We start from the raw sequence: 16,198 nt of genomic DNA, 5'->3' as shown, positions 1-16,198 counted from the left end.
ATTTTTTATCGGTAATTTTAACCTTTGTTTCACATTGTAACTTTTCGGCCGTGGCATGAAAGTTGCTATTTTACGCTCGTATAATTTTAATCAGTGACCGCGGGCTGCGCCCTCGGCCGTAAAAAGGAAACAAAATGAGCATTGTAGATACCGTCCTACACAAGATTTTCGGTACACCCCATGAACGTAAAGTGAAGCAGCTCCGTCCGGTGATTGCAGAAATCAACGCTGCCCGCGAGGCCCTGGAAGCTCTGGATGATGCAGCCCTTGCTGCAAAGAGCGCCGAATTCCGCGAAAAGCTGAACAATGGTGCCACTCTGGACGATATCCGCGTTGATGCCTTTGCTGTCTGTAAGGAAGCTTGCGACCGCCGTCTGGGTATCTTCAATATCTTCAAGCCCGAAAACAATTTTGATTTCAGCAAGCTGGGCCCCGAGCTCCAGGATTGCGTGAACGATGCCAAGGCTCAGCTGGCTTCCGGCAAGAATGAATGGGAAATTTACCTGCCCGCCGCCCTCTATGCCAAGGTCCGCGAACTTTACCCCAAGTCCGTGAAGCCCTTCCGCATGATGCCCTTCGACGTGCAGATGATCGGTGGTCTTGTGCTCCACGAAGGTGCCATTGCAGAAATGGCTACCGGTGAAGGTAAGACTCTGGCTGCAGCTCTCCCGGTTTACTTGAATGCCCTTTCCGGTAAGGGTGTCCACGTGGTGACCGTGAACGACTACCTGGCTGGCCGTGACGCCAAACAGATGGGTATGGTCTATAAGTTCCTGGGCCTTACTGTGGGTCTGATTGTAAATGGTCTGGATCCGGAACAGCGTCGTACCAGCTACAACTCCGACGTGACTTACGGTACCAACAACGAATTCGGCTTTGACTACCTCCGCGACAACATGGCTGTGGATCCTAGTCAGCTGGTGCAGCGCGAACTGAACTACTGTATCGTTGACGAAGTGGACTCCATCCTTATTGATGAAGCCCGTACTCCGCTGATCATTTCTGGCCCTGCCGAAGATGCTACTGATAAGTATGCCAAGGCAAATGAAATTGCAAAGAAGCTTGTGAAGAACAAGGACTTTGGTGTGGATGAAAAGGATAAGGTCGTGCAGCTTACCTCCAAGGGTGTTGCAAACATCGAATCTATCCTCCAGATTACCAACCTTTACGGTGAACACGCAGACTGGGTTCACTTCATTGACCAGGCTCTTAAGGCATGGCACCTTTACGAACGCGATGTGGACTACATCGTACGCGATGGCGAAATCATAATCGTCGACGAAAACACTGGCCGTCTCATGGAAGGCCGCCGTTACAGCAACGGTATGCACCAGGCTATCGAAGCCAAGGAAAATGTGCAGATCCGTCGCGAGAACCAGACTCTCGCTACCATCACCTTCCAGAACTACTTCCGCATGTATAACAAGCTGTCCGGCATGACCGGTACCGCCGAAACGGAAGCAACGGAATTCATCAAGATCTATAACATGAACACCTGGGTGATTCCCACCAACAATCCTTGCATCCGTAAGGACGAACAGGACCTGGTGTATAAGTCTGAAGATGCCAAGTGGCGCGCCATCGTGGCAGAAATCAAGGAACGTCACGCCAAGGGTCAGCCTCTTCTCGTTGGTACCGCATCCATCGAAAAGTCTGAACACCTCCATGGCTTGCTGGAAAAGGAAGGCGTTCCCCATGAAGTGCTTAACGCAAAGAACCATGGCCGTGAAGCTGAAATCATTCAGTATGCCGGTCATAAGGGCAAGGTGACTATCGCTACCAACATGGCTGGTCGTGGTACCGACATTGCCCTGGGCGAAGGTGTTACCGAACTGGGCGGCTTGCATGTGCTGGGTACTGAACGTCATGAATCCCGCCGTATCGACAACCAGCTCCGCGGTCGTTCCGGCCGTCAGGGTGACCCGGGTTCCAGCCAGTACTTCCTGTCTTTGGATGACAACCTGATGCGTATTTTCGGTGGTGACAACGTCAAGAACCTCATGAGCCGTTTTGGCGTGGGTGAAGACGAAGTGATTACCCATCCCATCGTTTCCCGTTCTATTCGCGGTGCTCAGCGTCGCGTGGAAGGCCAGAGCTTCGATATCCGTAAGCACTTGCTGGATTATGATAACGTGATGAACGAACAGCGTAAGGTGATTTACGGTCTGCGCCGTCGTATCCTGAACGGTGAAGATGTCCGTTCCGAAATCAAGAACCGCATCGAAGACGCTTGCGATATCAAGGTTTCTCAGTACATTGCCGCCAAGAGCTATCCGGAAGACTGGAAGCTTGAAGATCTGCATGTGGATCTGCAGCGCTCCCTTTCTATGGAATACAACCTGACCTTGGAAGAAGCTACCACCAAGACTCCCGAAGTCGTGCTCCAGGAAATTATTGACCTGTGCATGGCCCGTTACGACAAGCTGACCAAGATCATTCCGGAACAGGATTTCCGTCAGATCGAACGCCGCTTCCTCCTCATGACCATCGACCAGGTCTGGAAGGAACACTTGTATGCCATGGACCAGCTGAAGGATTCCATCCGTTTCCACGGATACGCACAGAAGGATCCTCTGATGGTTTACAAGAACGAAGGCTTCAAGATGTTCGAAGGCTGCATGGAAAAGATTGCGACCTTGACTGCCCTCCGTATCTTGAATATCCGCATTACTATTCCGGGCCCCAATGGCCAGCAGATTACTGTGTCTCCGGACCAGCTGCAGCTTAAGAGCCAGGAACAGATCGATGCAGAACGCAAGGCTATGGAAGAAGCCAATGGCGCCGCAGCGGAAGCTGGTGAACAGGTGAGCGCTGAAGGTGCAAAGGCCGCTGGCCTTGCCGGCGAAGCTGCCTCTTCTGAAACCAACGCCATTTCTGAAGAACAGCAGGCACAGTCTGCTGCAACTGAACAGTCTGGCGCCGCTCCGGAAGCCGCTGCTGAACAGCCCCGTGTCCGTCGTACCTATACTGACCCCCGCGTTCTTGCTGCCCGTCGCGCTGCCGCTCAGGCTCCGAAGATTGGCCGCAATGACATGTGCTGGTGCGGTAGTGGCCTCAAGTACAAGAAGTGCCACGGTAAGGATCTTGGCGAAGAATAATCAGGTGTGAGGTCGCACCTTTGGTGCTTTGAGGTGTGAGGTCGGCTTTCGGCCTCTGAGCTACGATGCATAATTTGTTTTGCTCACACCTCAAAGTGATTGCCGAAGGCAAGAACGGCCTCATTGCTCGAAGCGAACGAAGTGAGCGACTTCTAATGAAGACAGCAAAGCGATTCTTTTCTCTGGAAGGTATTGATGGTTCTGGCAAGTCTACCCAGATTGACTTGCTGGTGGCCGCCCTCGAATCTGAAGGCTATCAGGTGGTGCGCCTGCGTGAACCTGGTGGCGCCAAGATTTCAGAACGCATTCGCGAACTTCTGCTGGACCCTGCCTTCAAGGGAATCATGGCAGACGATACCGAGCTGTTGCTGTATAATGCCGCCCGCGCCCAGGTGATCGCAGAAATTATCAAGCCTGCTCTGGATGCAGGCAAGGTGGTGATTGCGGATCGCTTTGCGTGGAGCACTTTTGCTTACCAGGGTTATGCCCGCGGGCTTGGTGCCGACAAGGTGCAGCGTCTGACGGAACTGACCTGCGGCGGATGCTTCCCGGAATTGACGGTGGTGCTGGACTTGACTGTTGAAGCCAGCCGTGCCCGCACTGCAAAACGTGGCGAGGCACCTGATCGTCTTGAAAGTGAAAAGGCTGACTTCTTTGAACGTGTACGTCAGGGTTACCTGGCCGCGGCCCGTGATTACAGCGATTGCGTTTCAGCGATTGATGCGGCCCGTACACCTGATGAAGTCTTTGCGGACTTGCTGAAGCTGGTGAAGGCAAGACTTTAGTTTGTTCAAATTTGCAGCAAGAATTTTTAGGCTCGCGGTTTAGAATCCGCGGGCTTTTTTTGTGCCATGGGCGACTTTCCCGCTACTTTTTCTTAAAAATGGACTCCAAAATTTTTTTTAAAGCAATTTGGAGCCTATTTATACATATAAATTAATCGTAAAATGTTTTCTTTTCGCCTTCTCGTTAAGATGTTTGGACTCCATATGTGGCTTTTTATCCTTTTGGAGCCCAAATTATTTACCATAATAGCAAGCATATTTCGTATAAACTAAAATTATGGACTCCAAAGTTAAGCTTACAGGAAAAATGGAGCCCATCTTGGCCACATTTTGCATTTTTTCGCGAAGGTGTCCTAGCTGTTGCTTGCTTTTGCCCTGTTTACGGTATAGACGCCAGCAATAATCAAGGCGATGGCAGCGGCCTGGCTCAGTCCAAAGATTCCGATTCCCATGAGGACTGAAACGACAGTGGACGTAGTAGGTTGTACGTAATTATACATGGCCACCACGGTGGGCTGCAATATTTTTTGCGCTCTTGCCATGAGCAGGTAGGCGATGAAGGTGCCGCCGAAAACTACGAAGGCGGATTCGGCCCAGGTAATGGCGGAGATTTCTGGGAAGGGGATTTCCGCGACGCCGCCAAGGGTGAGGGGTGCTACCATGAAGGCGGAGAAGGTAAACATCCACTTCATGCAGGTGATTACGTTGTACTTACTGATGAGATTCTTGAAGAGTCCCAGGTAAATGGCGAAGCTGCACTGGGATGTCATACAGAGAAGGTCTCCCAGGATGTTTCCTGCCTTGGCGTTATTTGCGGTGGCACTTCCGAGAACGAGCATCAGGGCGCCAGATAGGCCTAGCCCGATTCCAAGGACTTTCATGAGGGTGATCCGTTCCCGCAGAAAAACCGCCGACGAGATCAGCGCGAAGATGGGGAGGCTTGTGGCCACAATGGAGGCGTTGATGGGGGAGGTAATGGAAAGGCCCACCGTAAAGCAGCACTGGTTACAGACGATGGCGAAAAATCCTGCGCCGGCAAACTTGAGGATGTCCTTTTTAGGCGGCTTGGGTTGTGCGGCTTCCAGCGCGGGGAAGAACACCTTTTGAACCAGGGAGGCGATCCAGAAACTGATGGCAGCTCCCGCCACCCTGAAGAACACCATATCCAGGCCGGTAATGCCGTGGGTCATGGCTTCCTTGCCGATAGGTGCCATCAGGCCCCAGATGGCAGCGGCACCGAATATGCAAAGGTGTGCTTTTAGGTTCGTGCTGTTTTTCATAAGACGGATTTTTTAAAGTATGCGCCTGGTTTTGTGCGGACCAAATTTAGAAAAGATGTTTCCTTGTTTCCATTGGAAAACACTTATTACACTGTTTGCGTTTTTATTCCCGGCGCCATATTGTATATTGGTAAAACAAGTTATCTTTGTATTTGTAAAACGGAATGGGCTATGCCCTCACATCAACCTTCTGGAATAAAAATGCTGAAAAAGATTATCGCAATTTCCACTGTCGCGGCCGCATCCTCTTTTGCGGGCCTGCTTACCAATGGTGACTGTAGCTACGGTGACGGTGGCTGGTATATCTGGAATAATCCCGATGGTCCTGCAAAATATACCAGCAAGTTGTGCGAAGCTGGTTTCGGTACCGATGCAGGTGACGGCGTGGCCAGCGAAGGCGTCCGCCTTGAAGTGACTGATCTGCCCAACCCGTCCTGGGGTCTGCAGCTGCAGCCGCCCAAGTGGCTTGCCGATTCCGCCTACTATACCTTGACCTTCAAGGCCAAGGGCAACATGCCTATTAACGCTATCGTTCAGGGCGGTGCTCCCGACTGGTGTCAGAAGGAAAGCGCTTCCTTTATGCTGACCAACGAATGGAAGGAATATTCCATGACCTTCCTCGCCGACCAGAAGGGTTACGGCGTGAACAACATTACCTTCCATGTGGGCTTGGCCAAGGGCTGGCTCCAGATGGATGACGTGGAAATCACCAAGGCCGAAGGCATGAATGATACCACCTGGTATGCCAACAATGCCGCCCGTATCGATAGCCTGCGCAAGAAGGACTTCACCTTGGCCTTGCCGGATTCCATGAAGGGTGCTTCCGATGTGAAGGTGGAACTGATCCGTCATGCATTCCCCTTCGGAACTGCACTTGCGCTGTACCCCTCCAAGGACAGTATCGAAACCTGGTACCGCAAGACTGCCAATAAGTACTTCTGGTATGGCGTTCCCGAAAACCAGTTCAAGTGGCCGGAATACGAACCCAAGAAGGGCAAGATCCGCCGCGACGAATTCAAGCAGTATCTGGATTATGTAGACGCCTACAAGTGGGGCTTCCGTGCCCACACCCTTATGTGGGGTATCCAGGGTTACGGTTACGACAAGCACTTCAGCATGAAGGGCAGCTGCAAGGAAATCGGTCAGAAGCTGAAGGCCCGTATCGATCGCGACCTTAAGGAATACAAGGGCCGCATCAAGGAATATGACGTATGGAACGAAGCCTTCCATGAACCGTTCCTCTTTAACAAGTGCGGCTGGGATCTTTTGGATAGCGCCCATGTGTGGGCTCATCGCGCTGACCCCGATGCCCGTCTGTTTGTCAACGAATATCAGGTGGTCTCTGCCGGCGAAACTGAACGTCTCTATGACCTGGTGAAGGGCATGCTTGACCGCAAGATTCCTGTTCACGGTATCGGTGTACAGTGCCACTTCGGTGACCGCGCCATCAACCCTGCCTTTATCCGTGCCCGTCTCGACCGCCTTGCCGAACTTGGCCTGCCCATCAAGGTGACCGAACTTGACTTTGGCGACTGGCAGAAGGGTCTTTATTTTGGCGAAGAAGAACAGGCACGCCGCTACGAAATCGTGCTCCGCTCCTTCTTCAGCCACCCCGCCATCGAAGGTATTTTGCTGTGGGGCTTCTGGGATAACCGTCACTGGGTCCAGAACGGCGGCATCATCGCTTCCGATGGTCGTGAAAAGCCTGCCGCCAAGTTGATTTACGACCTGTGGCACAAGGTGTGGACCACTAACGGAACTTTCAAGGCTGAAGGTGACGTGGTTAAGTTCCGCGGCTATCCGGGTAAGTATAAGGTGACCGCAAACGGCAAGTCCGCTGTAGTGGAACTGAAATAATTTGGGTTCGCAGGAACCCGGCCTCGGCCGGGTTTTACAAAGCAAACTTTTAAAAAAAAGGTGAACGAAAAAGTCGTGGATGTCGGACAGGTTCGTCGTGACGTTCAGGGAAGTTGTGTTATGAAGAGCGTTTTTGAACAGATCGGGAAGACTCCCGCAGAAATTGAAGCCAAGCTTCAGACCGCCTTTGGGCAGCTCTTCGAGGGCGATCCCGAAAATGAGCGCGTGTGCTTTAACCACGGCGATGACCTGGCCTACATCGTAGATATCGGCCACACGGACATCCGTTCCGAGGGCATGAGCTACGGCATGACTATTGCCGCCCTCATGGGCAAGCGCGACTTGTTCGACAGACTCTGGAATTTCTCCAGGCGCTACATGCGCAACAAGGAAGGCGCCCTGGAAGGTTATTATTCCTGGCAGGTTTCCACCAAGGATTTTTCCATGATGGATCCGGGCCCCGCTCCCGATGGCGAGGAATATTTTGCGATCGCGCTGATTTATGGCGCCAAGGTTTTTGGATGTGATGAATACCTGAAGGAAGCGGTGAAGCTGCTTCACGATATGGCCTACAAGCCGGAAACGGAAGAAGTGTTCACCATGATGGACCGGAAGGCTGGTCTTGTGCGATTCTCTCCTATGAAGGGGAATGACTACACGGACCCCAGCTACAACACGCTGGCATTCTACCGCATGTACGGTGAAGCCTGCAAGGTTGCTGAAGCCAAGGGTATCGCCGGTGTCGCTTGTTCTGTCGCGGGGGCCGCTTCTAGTTCTGTCGCTGGCTCCGCTGGAAGTGACGGCGCAGTGACCGCTGACCAGGATGTGGATTTCTGGAAGAAGATTGCCGCCAACAGTTTTGAGTACCTGAAGAAGGCTTGCCACCCGGTAACGGGTATGGCTGCAGACTACAGCGAATTTGACGGCACTCCCCGCAAGACTCCCTGGCACGATGCAAGCCACTGCTTCTGCGGTGACGCCTGGCGCGTAGCCTGGAATATCGCCCTGGACGCTAAGAACCTGGAACGTGCCCAGCTGGCCGCTGCCGGGAATGGCGCCGCAGTCGGCGTCGCGGGAACCCAGCCCGACAACGTAGCCGCAGTCCGTGAATGGGAAATCGCGGAAATCCGCCGCCTGCTGAATTACTTTAATGACCACCGCCCCTATGTGGCCGACTCCTACATCGACGGCTCCGGATTCTTCCGTGAAGCACGTCTGGCTACCGGTGGCCTTATCGGTATGAACGGTGCTGCAACTATTGCGCTGCCCGAAGGCGATCCGCTGATCAAGCCTTTTGCCGAAGACCTGTGGAACCTGGAAGTTCCTACGGGTACCTGGCGTTACTACGACGGACTTCTCTACATGTTGGGTCTGCTGGCCTGCAGTGGAAAGTTCTACGTATAGACGGATTCCTCCTAACCCCCAAAAAAAGACCCCGCAGCGCGAGCTACGAGGTCTTTTTTATGCGAGGGGTGGGAGTCGAACCCACACACCGAGGTACCAGATCCTAAGTCTGGCGCGTCTGCCAATTCCGCCACTCTCGCAATTTTAGGAGTGTCAAATATAATAAATTACAGAACTTCCCGGATGGCCTTGGCCAGCTGGTCGGCGCAGGAAGTGGATTTTCCGTTGCAGGTGTTGCCTTCCAGGATGTCGGCGATTTCCTTCATGTCCTTGCCTTCGCAGAGCTTGCCGATGGCTTTCAGGTTGCCGTTGCAGCCACCCATGAAGTTGAGGTTGTACATCTTGCCGTTTTCGTAGTCGAAAGTGATGAGCTGGGCGCAGGTGCCGCTGGTCTTGAATTCCTTAGTCTGCATAAAAGCCTCTCGTGGCGCCTTGGAAGTCGCCGATTGTGTTTATGGACAATGTAGAAATTACGGCAGGATTGTGACCACTCCCTTGAAAAATGAGTATATTATAACCGAACCTTTATTACGGAGTTGGATGTTCTTAATCCATAATTTCGACTTCGGTCGAATCCAAAACTGGGACATTGTTTAGTGCGGGTTACGCCGGGTGGCGTGACTCGTATCCTTTCACACTAAAAAAGGAAAAGACAATGTCTAATAATTCTGAATACACTATCCGACAGGAACAGCCTGCCGATTTCTCTGCTGTTGAAAACTTGACCCGTGAAGCTTTCTGGAACGTCTATCGTCCCGGATGCTCGGAACATTACGTGCTTCATTGCTACAGGAACCATCCGGACTTTATTCCCGAATTGAGCCTGGTGCTGGAAGGCCCTGGGAACTGCGGGCTTTCCGCAGGCGAAAACTGTCGCGAGGCAGTGGGTCGCGAAATCCTCGCTCACGTCATGTTCGCCTGGAGTGAAATTCTGGTGGACCCGCAGGCCGGTTCCGCTCAGGCTGGGGAGACCGCGCAGGACCCGCAGCGCCTGCGCATGATGACCTTCGGGCCTATCAGCGTCCGACCCGACATGCAACGCAAGGGCCTTGGCAAGATGCTGCTGGACTATGCCCTGGAACGTGCCCGCGAAATGGGCGCCGGATGTATCGCCATGTGCGGTAATATCCAGTTCTACGGCAAGTGCGGTTTTGCAGTTGCAACGTCCAAGGGAATCCGCTATGCGGACGATCCTGATGGCGACGCGCCCTACTTCCTGATTCGGGAGTTGACGCCTGGTTTTCTGGACGGCATCCGCGGAAGTTATCGCGATCCTTCGCCCTACTTCGTCGACGATAAAGACGTGGAGGAATTCGATAAGCAGTTCCCGCCCAAGGAAAAGAAGGTGCTTCCCGGACAACTAGGGTAGTACCAAAAAAGCCTCCTCGGTTTTCCCGGGGAGGTTTTTTATCCGTTTAATAAATTAAGTAATTGCCATGATTACTATGAGCTTGCCCGTACTCCTCCATCAGCGCATTCAGTGCCTTGGAGCGTTCTCTACATTCATCATCAAAATCGCGCTTCTGCGGACGATCCGCTGGTTTTAAGGAGTTTACAAGTTGAAATATTTCCAAGGCTTTTGGAACAGATTCGTCAGGGTTGCCCAAGAATAATTTTCGAACTTTTTTCTGCCCATAATCGTTTAAAGTTAAATACAGATAAGAACCATCAAGGTAATGATTTGCAGAATATTCCTGTTGGTAGCAATCAATGTCTTTTTTCAGCTTTTGGATTTTTGCGGTCTCCTCTCTGTTAATCAGTTTAGGTATGCAAGGTTCCATTTCCGTAGCTTCAATAGAAAATGTCGTATCCCGTTTATTTTCGAGTGCCACGCGCCAGGTAATTCCATCGCATTTGCGATAACGGTAACAAAAATAGACGGAATCTCCCTTGGCGTAGTAGCTTGGAAAATAGGCGTTGTCGCCGTGGCTATTGAGGTGCTCTTGAGTTGAATCGTCCGAATCAAAAACTACTTCACCAAAGATGTCTTCATAAGTTATTTCATAATCGTAACTACTAGTTTCTGTTAGAACTTTGTCGTCAATATCGGCGACAGGTTCACGAAAATGAATCCAGTAAATATAAGAGAATCCGACATACGAGAGTATGGATAACAGTACTACATATAGCCATGACCAAATTCTTCTAGGCTTAAAGAAGTAGCTTACAACGCAGGATATAGAAAACGCAACTAGAACAAGGGCGATGATTGCAATGTCCGTAGGTCTAGCATCTACTCTAGAAGGTGATATAAAACTCGTTCGTCTCAAGAGCAGTTCATAAATTATGTAGACAAGATCAATCGCCCACAGAGCGAGAAAAATTTTTCTAAAAAATGTTTTTTTGAATTTCGGTTGCCAATATAAAATTGCGAATGCAAACCCAATGAGAATTGGAATTAAATAAAAGAGTGTTTCTTTTAAATTGAACAACTCATGAAAATCAAGAAGATAATAAGAGAACATTCTAACCTCTGTAATTGATTCTACCGAGAATTTCCCGGTAGCTTTATCCATTCATCCAAAAATTTCATTTGCTCATCGGTGTGGAACCAATGCTCACCGCCTTCCATAACGGTGAGTGGTGCATTGATCTTATTGGCAAATTCAGTAACGGTTTCCAAGGAGACGAGGTTGTCTTTTGAGCCGTAAAGAATCCGAGTGGGGATGGTCCAACGGATGGGATTTTCGCGAACGTAGCTCAAGTATTCCCAGGAAAGGGTTTCTCCGAAATTCGTTGCGATGTTCTTCTTTTCGCGGAGTTCATTTTCGGAAACGCCAGCCCACATCATCATATCGCAAATCAGCTTTTCCATATCCACCATGGGCGAAATGAAATAAGCTTTTGTGATTCGGGATGAACTAAGGGAAATCATCGAAAAGTATGCACCGATGCTGTTGGCGATAAGGTAGACTTGATCATAGCCTGCGGAAACAGATTCAAGGTATTTGATAAATTCGTCCTTGGCGTCCCAGGGATTTTCTGCCTTGTAGTCAAAACCCATGACTTCACAATCAGGAAAAAGAGGCTTGTAATGTTCAGCTTCTGCAGCATTGCCGCCTTTCCCGTGAATGTAGATTACGAGAGATTTCATAGCCTTTCCGTTCATAAGGATAAATTTAGCTGTAAACAGTTAAAAAGTCGATATTTTGCTTTTATAAGTGTAATTTATTAGAAGTTCAAGCAATAGTCAAATTAAATAAAGGTCAAATCTTTTTTTTGAAAACGCAATTGTTTGTTCGTCTTTTTGTAATAATGGAGTAGATTGGAAAGCGTGAAATTTTAATAAGTGTTAAACTATTGCTTTTGTATTACTAAAGTATTATATTTATACTGAGGTAAACGATGGAAACGACAGTCATTCAAACGCGTGTAGAAACTTCCTTGAAAAAGGAAGCTGAAGAATTTTTTCAGTCTGTTGGTCTTGATATGACCACTGCGATTAGGCTTTTTTTGAATCAGGTCTTGATCCAGAAAAAAATCCCGTTTGAGATTGAATCCAAGGAGTCGATCTCGAGAGCACAGGCATTGGAAAATTTTTATGCGATGCGTGCTGGTGCAAGGAACTTGCAGGAAATGTCCTTGGATGAAATCAATGCTGAAATTCAGTGCGTCAGGGAAAGAAGCAAGGCCAAGGCGTATAAGTGATTCTTGCGACGTTTGATACAAATGTCCTGGTTTCTGCTTTGATGGCACGTCGTGATGATTCCGCGACAGTTGTCGTTGTACGTATGATGCTTGAAGGCAAGATAGTTCCGCTGTACAACGAAGAAATTCTTGAAGAATATGGCGAGGTTCTAAGGCGCTCAAAGTTCCGTTTTCCAGAGCCACGCATTCAGTTCCTTTTGGAGTCTATCAAGACCTTCGGAATGAATGTGGATCGTCTTGAGACCGGAATGGTGCTGCCCGATATGGATGATCTCGTATTTTACGAAATTACGATGGGCAAGGCTGACGAAGATGCCTATTTGATAACCGGGAACATCAAGCATTTCCCCGAACAGTCAAATATTGTAACTCCGGCAGAAATGGTGGAGATTGTGAATTTAAGCTGAAGTGAAGTCGGCGACCATGGCGGTGACGAGGCCGATGGTGACATGAGGCCCACTCTGAAAAAGATGGTGACGGGGCTGACCATGTAGGCGAGGAACATCATGCAGAGAATGATGGTGGTGCTGACCATGCTCTTGCCCACGTCTCTGAAGGTGGCGAGAATGGATTCGCGGTAGTTGCCGCATCGTTCAATGCAGAGCTTGGAATGGTTCACGAAATGGATGGTATCGTCCACCGCAATGCCGATGGCCATGGGAATCACCATCATGGTCATCATGTCCATGCTGAAGGCGCATGCGCCCATGACGCCGCCAATCACAAGGATGGGTGCCACGTTGGGGATCATGCCGATAAGACCAGTTTTTACGCTCATGAAGGAGGCAATCAAAAGCAGCGCAATTACTACGAAGGAGATGCAGACAGATTTGATTTCACCTTCCACCAGTTTGTTGTTCATGGAGGATTGTTCTACGGCGTAACCTTCTACGCCAACATCTGCCTTGGGGAAATACTTGCGAACCAGAGTTTGTGCGCTATCGATATCGATGTCCAGCTGCTTGGAATTCCATTCCTTCAGTTCCACATGAATGTAGGCCATGCTGAAATCATCGGTGACGCCGCCTATCAGCGTTCGCCCCGACATGCAACGCAAGGGCCTTGGCAAGATGCTGCTGGACTACGCCCTGGAACGTGCCCGCCAGATGGGCGCCGGATGTATCGCCATGTGCGGTAACATCCAGTTCTACGGCAAGTGCGGTTTTGTCACTGCAACGTCCAAGGGTATCCGCTACGCCGACGATCCTGACAGCGACGCACCCTATTTCCTGATTCGGGAATTGACGCCTGGCTTTCTGGATGGAGTGAGCGGTTCCTACCGTGACCCAGCGCCTTACTTTGTAAGTGAAGCCGACGTGGAGGAATTCGATAAGCAGTTCCCGCCCAAGGAAAAGAAAGTGCTTCCCGGACAGTTGGGATAGTACTCGCAAAGTCCTTGCCCGTTGTGTCATCCTCGCGTAGGCGAGGATCTAGCATCGGATGTAAAAAAGCTACCGAGGAATTCTCGGTAGCTTCATTGCATTTTAATGTTTCCTAATAAACTTCGCACTTGTCCACGTATTCGTACTTCGGTCTTTCCTTGCGAATGCAGCCATTCACTTCGTCCTGCATACTAAAAGGTCTGTTACGACGACGTGGAGGAACTTCAACATCATTTCCCTCAAAGTCCTTGAAGTGACAAATGGCCTTGCGCACCCCGTCTACCTCGATAACCTGGTAATCGCGAATTGTGATTTCATCTTCGGAATATTCCTTGAAGTAAATCAGTTTGCGCCTGTATCCTTCTAGGTAGTATTCCTTTTGAATCCAAAGTTTACCGCTTTCGTAAAAGTCTGTTTCCTTTACCAGACTATCTTGTTTTTCAGAACTAAAAATTAGGATGCCATTATCGGAATAGATTCTTTTTTTCTGAATGTGTACCGTCGCGTTATCGATTCTTCCTTTTTCAAAGAATTCGCTTATGATAGCGCCTTTTGCATTGGTGCATTTGCCTTTGTATTCGTTGTTCAGGGAGTCTTTCCAGGATTCGCATATTTTGGAGGAATCGTTCCAATCCCTGTCTATCCAATGTACAATTCCATTTACGATTTCTTTTTTTAGCGATCCATCCTCGTTATATGAATATTCTCCTGTGGAATCTTTTAGCGATTTTAGGTTTCCGTTTTCATAGAAAAATTTTTCGGTCAAGGAATCCTTGTAGTATTTAAGATTTCCATCTTCGTCAAATAATTTATGGTAGTAGGTATCATAGTGGTTGCCTGATTCCGAAAGGTAAATGACAAAATCATTTCTAAGATTTCCATTGCGATAGTATTCTCGTTGAAACCCTTGTTGGACACTAAAGGCAAAAATCCTTTCGGCACTTATTTTACCATTGAGTGAATAACTGAATTCTTTTCCTACGGAACGTCCTGCAATAAAAATTGCCTTTCGAGCCAGCATCCCATTAGAATGAAATGAGTAGCTTACATGAATATTTGGCCTTGTCTTTTGATTATTCGAATTGCTGCCGTTACTTTCTTTTGACTCGGTTTTTACCTGACCATCTTTGTAAAAAATCTCACGGGAAATTTCGTGGTCATTTTTGTACTTGCATCTGTATTGTAACCTACCATCCGGATAATTGCTGATGAAGTCTCCTTCCACTTTGCCATTTTCTATAAAGTATTCTTGAAGTAGAATGCCTGATTCGTAGAATTGCTTTACATGACCGTCTTCACTAACAGAAACGTGCAATGCTCCCGATGGGAAATAGCAGAGAAAGTCGCCTTGTTGGATTCCCTTCGCGAAAGAACCCTTGCATTCCATAGAACCATTTTCGTAGTAGGTAGTGATAGTTGAGTTGCTACGGTCTGCCCCATGAAATTCATTGTGCTCCATAAGGGCGCCGGATGGGTAAAATTTATCAACGCCTTCCACACCATTTTCTCTGAAACCCTGCTGTACTAATTGACCATTCGGGTATTTTCGAATACCTGAATTTGAGCAAGCAATCAAGGCTAGTGCAATAAGAAAAAGAATGAATTTCATTTAAGCCTACAGTTTTTTAGGAATATAACAAATTCCCTGATTGCGAATACAGTGTGTTCGCAATTGCATCGTTGACTGCATAACGACAGTGTCTTGCAAATGATTTACGCATAGATTATATTTTGCACATTGCTAATCCCTATACGTAGGGCATCATAAATTCTCTGCCGCGAGTCGTGGGAGCGTGCCACATTAGGCATCTCCGCAGAACCTGAGAGAGGAGGCAAGCCTCTTGACTGTGCGCGTAGGGCTGGGAACGAAAGGCTCCCTAAATAAATTTCATGGTAATTACAGGGAATGGAATCTCAGGCAATGATTCCGTGTTTTCAATTTGCGCCGATTTTGTGAGTATAAAATATAGATGTCATACCCTTGACAGTGTATCAAAAAGGAGATACATTTGGAAGAGATTGTTGCATACAATGGTTCATCGTACACCATCGAATGGTTTTATGATGAGCAAGGAAAAAGTGATGCTTTAGATTTTTTCAATGGATTGAATGATGTAAGCAAAAGAAAGGTAATGATGCTTTTTAAACGTATGGGTGATTTTGGCCGTATTTCTGATCTTACAAAGTTTAGAAATGAAGGCGATAAGATTTATGCGTTTAAACCTCAGCCGAATAGGTTTCTGTCTTTCTTTTATACAGGCAAGAAAATCATTGTGACGAATGCTTTTTGTAAAAAAGGTCAGAAGCTTCCGGAAGAAGAAAAATCAAAAGCAATCAGCAGAAAAGAAAACTACGAAAAACGAGTAATCGCTGGAGTATATTATGTCAAAGGCTAAATCAACATTTGATAAAATGATGGAAGATCCTAAGCAAAAGGAAGCCTTTGACAAGGAATACGCAAATTTCCTTTTGTCTGAGTTGTTGCTTGAGGCAATGGCTCAGGAAAAAATCAGCGTTCGTAAGTTGTCAAGTCTTTCAGGGATTTCGACTTCAGTCATTCAAAATTTGCGAGCCATGCAGCCTGTTAATGTAACGCTAAAAACATTGACCGCATTACTTGCCCCTTTAGGCTATGAACTTACAGCACGAAAAGGGAAGAAAGTTGTAAAACTTTCAGCTTGATTTAAGTAAACCTCCCCGGAATTCTCTGGGGAGGTTCTTTTGCAAAGGTTTATGGCTTTCCT

The 16,198-nt window shown here is 48.5% G+C and carries 16 protein-coding genes and 1 tRNA gene; 10 read left to right on the top strand and 7 right to left on the bottom strand.

The window, feature by feature from the left end; translation table 11 throughout:
* The first annotated feature begins 134 nt into the window (after positions 1–134).
* Both secA and tmk read left to right on the top strand, forming a co-directional pair.
* Complete coding sequence (gene secA / locus MMG03_RS11945; RefSeq protein ID WP_249506372.1) at positions 135–3,098, top strand: preprotein translocase subunit SecA; 2,964 nt, start codon at positions 135–137, stop codon at positions 3,096–3,098.
* A gap of 155 nt (positions 3,099–3,253) precedes the next feature.
* The gene (gene tmk, locus MMG03_RS11940) at positions 3,254–3,883 is read left to right on the top strand and encodes a dTMP kinase (protein ID WP_073238084.1); all 630 of its coding nucleotides are present in this window, start codon (positions 3,254–3,256) and stop codon (positions 3,881–3,883) included.
* Between the two features lie 353 nt (positions 3,884–4,236).
* Here tmk and MMG03_RS11935 read toward each other — a convergent pair whose 3' ends face one another.
* Positions 4,237–5,163 carry a DMT family transporter gene (locus MMG03_RS11935; protein ID WP_249506371.1) on the bottom strand — a complete coding sequence of 309 codons (927 nt, stop codon included), beginning with the start codon at positions 5,161–5,163 and terminating at the stop codon, positions 4,237–4,239.
* Between the two features lie 201 nt (positions 5,164–5,364).
* Here MMG03_RS11935 and MMG03_RS11930 point away from each other — a divergent pair, with 201 nt between their 5' ends.
* Together MMG03_RS11930 and MMG03_RS11925 are read left to right on the top strand one after the other, a co-directional pair.
* Entirely contained in the window at positions 5,365–7,020 is a 1,656-nt protein-coding gene (locus tag MMG03_RS11930) for an endo-1,4-beta-xylanase (protein ID WP_249506370.1), read from the top strand.
* A gap of 60 nt (positions 7,021–7,080) precedes the next feature.
* The gene (locus MMG03_RS11925; RefSeq protein ID WP_249506369.1) at positions 7,081–8,424 is read left to right on the top strand and encodes a glycosyl hydrolase family 8; all 1,344 of its coding nucleotides are present in this window, start codon (positions 7,081–7,083) and stop codon (positions 8,422–8,424) included.
* 60 nt (positions 8,425–8,484) lie between these two features.
* Here the strand turns inward: MMG03_RS11925 and MMG03_RS11920 are convergent.
* Positions 8,485–8,564, bottom strand: a tRNA-Leu gene (locus MMG03_RS11920).
* Positions 8,565–8,591: 27 nt separating this feature from the next.
* On the bottom strand, positions 8,592–8,837 hold the full coding sequence (locus MMG03_RS11915) for a TIGR03905 family TSCPD domain-containing protein (protein WP_073160774.1): 246 nt from the start codon (positions 8,835–8,837) through the stop codon (positions 8,592–8,594).
* Positions 8,838–9,079: 242 nt separating this feature from the next.
* On the opposite strand from MMG03_RS11915, the gene MMG03_RS11910 reads away from it, so the two are divergent.
* A complete protein-coding gene (locus MMG03_RS11910; RefSeq protein WP_249506368.1) occupies positions 9,080–9,793 on the top strand; it encodes a GNAT family N-acetyltransferase in 714 nt (237 codons plus the stop codon).
* Positions 9,794–9,839: 46 nt separating this feature from the next.
* Here MMG03_RS11910 and MMG03_RS11905 read toward each other — a convergent pair whose 3' ends face one another.
* The gene (locus MMG03_RS11905) at positions 9,840–10,940 is read right to left on the bottom strand and encodes a hypothetical protein (RefSeq protein WP_249506367.1); all 1,101 of its coding nucleotides are present in this window, start codon (positions 10,938–10,940) and stop codon (positions 9,840–9,842) included.
* Positions 10,910–11,518, bottom strand: a complete 609-nt coding sequence (locus MMG03_RS11900) for an alpha/beta hydrolase (protein WP_346348719.1) — start codon at positions 11,516–11,518, stop codon at positions 10,910–10,912. Before MMG03_RS11900 ends, MMG03_RS11905 begins: the two co-directional genes overlap by 31 nt.
* A 251-nt stretch (positions 11,519–11,769) precedes the next feature.
* Between MMG03_RS11900 and MMG03_RS11895 the strand changes: the two genes are divergently transcribed.
* Entirely contained in the window at positions 11,770–12,072 is a 303-nt protein-coding gene (locus tag MMG03_RS11895; RefSeq protein WP_073160766.1) for a type II toxin-antitoxin system RelB/DinJ family antitoxin, read from the top strand.
* Entirely contained in the window at positions 12,069–12,479 is a 411-nt protein-coding gene (locus tag MMG03_RS11890) for a putative toxin-antitoxin system toxin component, PIN family (protein WP_073160764.1), read from the top strand. Before MMG03_RS11895 ends, MMG03_RS11890 begins: the two co-directional genes overlap by 4 nt.
* Here the strand turns inward: MMG03_RS11890 and MMG03_RS11885 are convergent.
* Positions 12,389–13,075, bottom strand: a complete 687-nt coding sequence (locus MMG03_RS11885) for an efflux RND transporter permease subunit (RefSeq protein WP_249506365.1) — start codon at positions 13,073–13,075, stop codon at positions 12,389–12,391. The two genes, MMG03_RS11890 and MMG03_RS11885, sit on opposite strands and share 91 nt — an antisense overlap.
* Here MMG03_RS11885 and MMG03_RS11880 point away from each other — a divergent pair.
* Entirely contained in the window at positions 13,074–13,454 is a 381-nt protein-coding gene (locus MMG03_RS11880) for a GNAT family N-acetyltransferase (RefSeq protein WP_249506364.1), read from the top strand. The two genes, MMG03_RS11885 and MMG03_RS11880, sit on opposite strands and share 2 nt — an antisense overlap.
* A 112-nt stretch (positions 13,455–13,566) precedes the next feature.
* Here MMG03_RS11880 and MMG03_RS11875 read toward each other — a convergent pair whose 3' ends face one another.
* Complete coding sequence (locus MMG03_RS11875; protein WP_249506363.1) at positions 13,567–15,063, bottom strand: toxin-antitoxin system YwqK family antitoxin; 1,497 nt, start codon at positions 15,061–15,063, stop codon at positions 13,567–13,569.
* A 400-nt stretch (positions 15,064–15,463) separates the two neighbouring features.
* Here MMG03_RS11875 and MMG03_RS11870 point away from each other — a divergent pair, with 400 nt between their 5' ends.
* The gene (locus MMG03_RS11870; RefSeq protein WP_073160756.1) at positions 15,464–15,850 is read left to right on the top strand and encodes a type II toxin-antitoxin system RelE/ParE family toxin; all 387 of its coding nucleotides are present in this window, start codon (positions 15,464–15,466) and stop codon (positions 15,848–15,850) included.
* Entirely contained in the window at positions 15,837–16,136 is a 300-nt protein-coding gene (locus tag MMG03_RS11865; protein ID WP_073160754.1) for a helix-turn-helix transcriptional regulator, read from the top strand. The genes MMG03_RS11870 and MMG03_RS11865 overlap by 14 nt, the downstream gene beginning before the upstream one ends.
* The last annotated feature ends 62 nt before the right edge of the window (positions 16,137–16,198 follow it).

Source organism: Fibrobacter sp. HC4 (genome assembly GCF_023373925.1).
Taxonomy (GTDB): domain Bacteria; phylum Fibrobacterota; class Fibrobacteria; order Fibrobacterales; family Fibrobacteraceae; genus Fibrobacter.
This window is presented reverse-complemented; position numbering and strand designations above follow the sequence as displayed.